2 protein-coding genes are annotated in these 2,059 nt (G+C 50.5%); both read right to left on the reverse strand.

Going from position 1 to position 2,059, the window contains the following annotated elements; all coding sequences use genetic code 11:
* Positions 1-1,427, reverse strand: a 1,427-nt coding sequence (locus tag NDA01_RS31790; protein WP_348231201.1) for a PAS domain S-box protein, incomplete at its 3' end; no start/stop codon positions are given.
* Positions 1,424-1,579, reverse strand: a complete 156-nt coding sequence (locus NDA01_RS31795) for a helix-turn-helix domain-containing protein (protein ID WP_348231202.1) — start codon at positions 1,577-1,579, stop codon at positions 1,424-1,426. The genes NDA01_RS31795 and NDA01_RS31790, both read right to left, overlap by 4 nt.
* Between the last annotated feature and the right edge of the window lie 480 nt (positions 1,580-2,059).

Raw genomic sequence — 2,059 nt, forward strand, 5'->3', positions numbered from 1 at the left:
TCAAGCTGCCCTTGGGCATCCGTAATCCAAACGATTTGCGGGACGACATCGGCCATGAGTCGGAACCGTTGCTCGCTCTCACGCAGCGTGGCTTCTACCTGTTTGCGTTCGCTAATGTCGGTAAAGATGACCGCTACCTGACGCATTGTGGCATCACCGACCCGCGACACCAAAACGTCGAGCCAGCGATCGAGCGCGTCTATTCGCTCTTCAGTGCGGATAGACTCACCTGTGTGAATGACTTGGGCGTAAAGGTCATTCCAATACTGTTCCAGCCCCGGTACGAATTCACTTGCTGTTTTGCCCTCTGGGTTGGCAATCCCGGTCTGCCGCTCGAAGGCTGGATTCGCTTGCAAAACGCGGTGATCAAACGGCTTGCCCTCGGCATTGAATAGCACTTCAACGGTGCAAAAGCCTTCGTCGATCGACTCGAACAACCGACGATAGTGTTCTTCAGATTGACGCAGAGCGGCTTCTGTCTGTTTACGCTTGGTAATATCTACCGCTGTTGCATAAAGCACTTGTTCCTCCAAGTGGGGCTGCGCTCTCCAAAGCAACCAGCGGTAGGAGCCGTCTTTGTGCCGATAACGGTTTTCAAAGGCAAACGTTTCGGAGCCAGACAACACGCTGACGCTTTCCGCGACAGATGCGAGGATATCGTCTGGATGCAGGAAATCAGTCCAGGGGCGAGATGTCATTTCCTCAGGTGTCCAGCCGAGAATACGCTCAAAAGCCGGGCTGACCCAGTGGAAATACCCGTGGCTGCTCATAATCACCTGCAAATCTGACCCGACGGCAAGAAAGCGATCGCGTTCCTGCTCAACTTTTTTGCGTTCAGTGATGTTGGTAAACAAAACGGCAAACTTATTGTCTTGCGGCTCACCGATGCAAAAAGCATTGACATCAAACCAACGATCTAGAGCACTTGCGTAATTCTCGAATCGAGCAGATTCCCTACTTTGTACGACTCTGCCATAGATTTCAACCCAGTAAGCTTCAAGGTTGGGAGCGAGTTCCCGCATCCGTTTTCCTGTGGCTCGCTTCAATCCGGTGAGGTGTTCAAACACTGGATTCACTTCCAGAAAGCGGTAATCAGCGGGTTTACCGTTTTCATCAAATAGCATTTCACAGATGCCAAAGCCTTGATCGATTGACTCAAATAACGTTTGGTATTTTGCTGCGGAGTCGAGCAGTGCATCCGTTTGGGTGCAATTTTGCGACGGTACCGATGCTTGCGGCACCTGTTCAGATCTTTGAGCTGGATTGAGTTCAGCCAACCGACTCTGCACCGCTGTTTTCAAACTCTCTGACCAGGTTTCGATCCCGCCCAGTGGTGTTTGCGCCCAGTCATACGAGCTCAGAATTGTTTCTACCTCACCACCTCCAAAGGAATTTTCGGGCATCTCCGGGTGTTCCTCTCTCCTCATGTTTTTAGCTTCCTTGAGGGAAAGGAGACGCCAAGCTGAGCAGCAAACTTCTCCTGGGTCAGCTTTAAGGTTTGCCGCAGTTCCCGAATCAGTTGACCAGTGGCAGGTTGTTCGACCCCTAAATAGTCCTGATGAAAAGCCACAGCGCTCACAGTTTATAAAGTCCTTTGCTTATGAGCTTTGGCTAGTTTTAGTCAGAAATCATCCCCCTCCTGATGGAAGCTTCTAACCATAGCTAGCTCTGTTGATAAAACATTAATGGACTGGGGGATTGAGCGATCGCCATGACCATTTCTAACCCTATTCCTGCCAAGCCCAAGCGATCCGATCGTTGATGACGAACTCAGGCATCAAGGCCTATCAAAAAACGGGTAGAAATTGACGAGGCTGAAACGGCCTGAAATGAGGGTGGGAGCTATGAGTTAAAGCCTTATCAAAAAAGGGTCCTTTTTTGATAGCCTAGCTCCATAGACCTCCTGCATGAATCGGAAAACATGTGACAGTTAGTGACCGCAGAGGGGAAAAGCGGGCTAAATTTTGGGTGGGGACGCATTCCAGCAGCAGCTATGCAATACCAGGAGCTAGAGCATCTATCGAATCCGGAGTTCAAGCGCTTATGTGGTGTGAGTCGT

The sequence above is a fragment of the Trichocoleus desertorum AS-A10 genome (assembly GCF_039962155.1).
Taxonomy (GTDB): domain Bacteria; phylum Cyanobacteriota; class Cyanobacteriia; order FACHB-46; family FACHB-46; genus Trichocoleus.